The organism is Mesorhizobium sp. M4A.F.Ca.ET.050.02.1.1, assembly GCF_003997725.1.
Classification (GTDB): domain Bacteria; phylum Pseudomonadota; class Alphaproteobacteria; order Rhizobiales; family Rhizobiaceae; genus Mesorhizobium.
Genome location: NZ_RZSG01000490.1, coordinates 1 through 4,584 on the forward strand (window position 1 = coordinate 1; position 4,584 = coordinate 4,584).

General features: G+C 66.0%; 3 protein-coding genes. All 3 read right to left on the reverse strand.

All coding sequences use genetic code 11. The features are described from left to right. On the reverse strand, positions 1-1,250 hold a 1,250-nt coding region (locus EOA33_RS25220), incomplete at its 3' end, for an efflux RND transporter permease subunit (protein ID WP_145989272.1). A 119-nt stretch (positions 1,251-1,369) separates the two neighbouring features. Next, on the reverse strand, positions 1,370-2,944 hold the full coding sequence (locus EOA33_RS25225) for an FAD-dependent monooxygenase (RefSeq protein ID WP_210212603.1): 1,575 nt from the start codon (positions 2,942-2,944) through the stop codon (positions 1,370-1,372). After that, complete coding sequence (locus tag EOA33_RS25230) at positions 2,941-4,080, reverse strand: efflux RND transporter periplasmic adaptor subunit (RefSeq protein WP_127406864.1); 1,140 nt, start codon at positions 4,078-4,080, stop codon at positions 2,941-2,943. The genes EOA33_RS25225 and EOA33_RS25230 overlap by 4 nt, the downstream gene beginning before the upstream one ends. Positions 4,081-4,584 lie beyond the last annotated feature (504 nt).

The following is a 4,584-nucleotide window of genomic DNA, read 5'->3' on the forward strand; positions in this document are numbered from 1 at the left end:
TACAGGCGCGAGATCATCATCTCGACGGCGATCCTGGCGTCGGAGACCAGCAAGCCGAGCGCGATGATCAGCGCGCCGAGCGAGATGCGCTGCAGCGAGATGCCGAAATACTCCATGGTGACGAAGGGGATCGCCAGCACCAGCGGGATGGCGACGGCGACCACGATGCCGGGGCGCCAGCCGAGCGCCAGCAGCGAGACGGCAAGCACGATAGCGATCGCTTCGCCGAGGCTTTTGGTGAACTCGCCGACGGATTCTTCCACCACATGCGACTGGTCGGCGACCAGGCCGAGCTCGGCGCCGAGCGGCAGCTCGGCCTCCATCTCGTGCATCTTCTCCTTGACGTTTTCGCCGAGCGCCAGTGCGTCGCCGCCAGCGGTCATCGAGATCGCGATGCCGACGGCCGGCCTGCCGTTGAAGCGGAACAGCGGCTGGGGCGGATCGGAATAGGCGCGCTTGACCTCGGCGACGTCGCCCAGCCGGAAATAGTGGCCGTTGGCGTAGAAATTGATCGCCTTCAGGCTCTCCTCGGAGGTGAAGCTGCCCGAGACGCGGATGGCGATGCGCTCGGGACCGGCATCGACCGTGCCGCTCGGCGTCAGCTCGTTTTGCGCCTGCAGCGCCTGCGACAGCGTGCCGACGTCGAGGCCGAGCGCCGCCACCTTTCGCGTCGAGAATTCGAGGTAGATCTTCTCGTCCTGCTGGCCGACCAGGTCGACCTTGGCGACATCCTTCACGGTGAGCAGTCCGGCGCGCAGGCTGCTGGCCAGGTCCTTCAGCTCGCGATGGCTGAGACTGTCGGAGGTGAGCGCGTAGATCAGCGAATAGGTGTCGCCAAACTCGTCATTGTAAAACGGGCCCTGGACGCCGGACGGCAGCGTCGGCTTGATGTCGTCGAGCTTCTTGCGCACCTGGTACCAGAGCGGCTGCACCTGGTCGCCCGCGACCGTGTCCTTGAGGTTGACGAACACGACGGATTCGCCGGGCTTGGTGTAGCTCTTTACGTAGTCGAGATCGGGCAGTTCCTCGAGCTTCTTCTCGATGCGGTCGGTGATCTGCTCGACCGTGTCGCTGGTCGTGGCGCCGGGCCACATCGTCTTCACCACCATGGTCTTGATGGTGAAGGGCGGGTCCTCCTCGCGGCCAAGGCCTTGATAGGCATAGAGGCCGGCAAGTGCTGCCGCGATCATCAGGTAGATGACGAAGCTCCGGTGGCGCAGCGCCCATTCGGAAAGGTTGAAGCTGGTCATGATGCAACTCCGTTGAATGGCGCGCGCCATCCCGGCGCGCGGCCGGCTGCGCCGGCTGGCGGACAAATGACGATCGGGGTTTTGCTCGGCGCCCGCCGGTCAGGCGGACGCCGTGAGGTTCAGGCCAGGCTGTGCATGGTGCCGGCCACACGGTAAGGCGCGCGCTCGGCGGTCCTCGGCCTGATGGCGAGGCCGGCGAGATAGCGCTGGAAAGTCGCCGCCTCCTGGATGGGCGAGGCGAGCGCGATATGGCCGTCGGGCCTCACCAGATAGGCGGCGTCACGCAGCAAGCCGGCTTTGCCGGCCGCTTCGGACCAGGCGAAGGCGTGGACCGGAATGCCGCTCGGCGCGAGCATCGCCCGGAAATCGCAATTGCCCTCGCCATAGACATGGACCTGCCAGTCCAGCGAGCGCAGCGGCTCGAAATTGTCGCCCCTCGCGCCGACCACATAAGGCAGGCGGTCGCCGCCGCTGACCTTGCCGGCCGTGCCCGCGCTGATCGGCCCGGCGCGGTACTCGATCGCCGCCTGCGAGATCACGCCGAAGAAGGCGCGCGAGCCGAACGAGGTATGCAGCGCGACGTTCATGATCTTCGGCATCAGGTAGCGCCGGAAAATACCGACGAGCCGCGAGCGGCTGGTGACGAAGCGGAACACCTTGTCGGTGCTTTCGATCAGCTTGTGGGCGAAGGCGATGCGCTCCGGCTCATAGCTGTCAAGCAGGCGCGCATCGGCGCGGCCCTGGACCACGGCGGCGAGCTTCCAGGCGAGGTTCACCGCATCGCCCATGCCGGTGTTCATGCCCTGGCCGCCGGCGGGGCTGTGGATGTGGCCGGCATCGCCGCACAGGAACACGCGGCCGGCGCGGAAGCGTTCGGCGACGCGATGATGGACGCGGTAGGTCGAGAACCAGTTGACCTCATGGACCTTGACGCCGGTGTCGCGTTCGACATCGGCGCGGACCGCCTCGAAGGTGATCGTCTCGTCGGCCTCATGCGCCTTCGGCACGATGCCGATCAGCCTGACCGAACCCGACTGCCGGACAGGCATGACGATGGCGAAGCCATAGCTGCTGATCGTCGTGTCCATGCCGTTGGGCGTGATTTCGCCGCTGCCTTTGACGTCGGCGACGTAGAACGACTGTTCGTAGGTGCCGCCGGGGAAGCCGATGTTCAGCCCATGGCGCACGGCGCTGCGGGCGCCGTCGCAACCGGCGAGATAGGCGGCGCTGACGGTCTCGGTGCGGCCGTCCTGGGACAGCGTGGCGATGACCGCTTCGCCCTTGTCCTGGAAGGCGACAAGCTCGGTGCCGCGCTCGACCTCGACGCCGGCGCGCTCGAGATGCGTGATCAGCACGCGCTCGTGGATGTCCTGCGGCAGCGCGAAGGCGAAGGAGTAGGGGCTGAAGCCGCGGCCGAAATCCGACAGCGGCAGCCTCGCCGCGACGCCGGCCGGCGTGTGGAGGGTCAGCCGCTCCAGCCGCACGCCGGCGGCGAGCACGTCGTCGACGATGCCGATCTGGCGGTGGAACTCCAGCGTGCGCGCCTGGACGGCAAGCGCCCGAGAGGTTTCGCCGGGAGCGGCGGCCTTGTCGAAGATGCGCACCGGCACGCCGAGTCTGGTCAGCCACAGCGCGAGCGTCAGCCCGGTCGGGCCGGCACCGGCGATCAGGACCTTGGTCTTGGACATGCTCATTTCTCTTCCCCTTCAACGATACGGACTTTTTCATGTTCCCGCAGCCGGTTGACGCCGGCGGTAACGACGATGTCGCCTTTGGCCAACCCATCGCGGACGACGACGCGGTCGGTCTCGTAGCGGGCAATGGCGACGGACCTGAGCTCGACGGCGGATGTGGCGGTGACGACCCAGACGGCCGGTTTGCCATCCTTGTCGAACAGTGCGCTTCCCGGCAGCATCACGACCGGCGCGCCGGCGATTTCGGCGCGGCCGGCGACGCTTGCGCCGAAGCGCATTTCGTCGGGCGCGCCCTCAAGCGAGACCTTGACCTCGAATGTGCGGGTCGCGGCATCGGCCACCGGCGCGATCTCGCGCACGGTGCCCGTCGCCGTGATCGCCGGATTGCTGAGCAGCGAGACCGTGACCTTCGGCGGTCGCTTCGTATCAGGCGTGTTCGCGAAGGCGGCCTCGGCGATCGAGAATACCGCGTCGCGGCTGTTTGGATCGGCGACGCGCGCCACCATCTGCCCGACATTGACGGACTGGCCGGCTTCGGCGCCGGTCGCGGTGACGATGCCGTCGAAATCGGCATGCAGTTCGGTATATCCGAGTTGGTCCTTCGCCATTTCGTAAGCGATGTTCGCCGACTTCAGCTTCGCCTCGGCCGAGCGCAGATTCTTCAGCGTCGCGTCATAGCTGGCGCGCGTTGTAAAACCCTTGGCAAGCAGCGCGCCGATGCGGGCCTCGGCGGCACTCGCCTCGACCAGCACGGCTTGCGCCGCCGCGACATCCGCCTCGGCGCTAAGCAGCCGGTTGCGGTAGTCCTGGTCGTCGATGCGGGCGAGCACCTCGCCCTTGTTCACGGTCGAGCCGATCTCCGCCATGCGTTCGACGAGCTTGCCGGAAACGCGGAAACCAAGGTCGCTCTCGAGCCGTGGGCGGATTTCACCGATGGCGGTGCGGGTGTCGGCATTGGCTACCGGCGCCACCGCTATCGTCTTGACGAGCTTCGTCTCCGGCGCATCGGGCTTTGCGTTCGAGGCCTCGCTCCTGGCGCCATGCCAGACCATCGCGGCGCCGCAGGCAAGGACGGCGATCGATCCGGCGAGAAGGCGGCGCCTCAGCGGCCTGTTGTGGAGAAGGGTGGCAATCATGTTGTCTCCATGACCAAGGTTGCGGCCGCGCGCGAGGATGCGGCGACCGAAAAAATGCGTTGGCTGGGAGCGATCGGACGTTGCTGCCTGTCGTTTGCCAGCCCGATCCCTTTTCGCGTTTCAGGTCCGCGAAATCCCGAACGGTTTCTGAAAATTTTCCGATGTTTTGGGATCGGCGCCCTGCCAGGCTGGTCGAGGCCGGTTGACAGCACAAAACAGAGATTGGCACGTAACGTTACGACATATCAGAACTGGCAGATGCGGCGCATGCGAACAAACTCACTCAAAAGCCGTTGCCGGCGTCGATGGGCATCTCCGGCTGAGGGCGCGAGCCTCGCAGGACGTTCACCAGCCGCTAACCATGCCGGCGTCGCGGGTCTGCCATCCACAGTTGCCGGCTTCTGGATCAACACCGCTGCCTTGAATAGTAAGCACGCTTATTATATATGCCGCTCATGGTTTCCGACGGCATCGACAGACTGGGCTTCCTGATCCACGACGTGC

Excerpts from the sequence above, each read along its gene's own strand:
- EOA33_RS25225 (WP_210212603.1), bottom strand. The coding sequence starts at position 2,944 with ATGAGCATGTCCAAGACCAAGGTCCTGATCGCCGGTGCCGGCCCGACC.
- EOA33_RS25230 (WP_127406864.1), bottom strand. The coding sequence starts at position 4,080 with ATGATTGCCACCCTTCTCCACAACAGGCCGCTGAGGCGCCGCCTTCTC.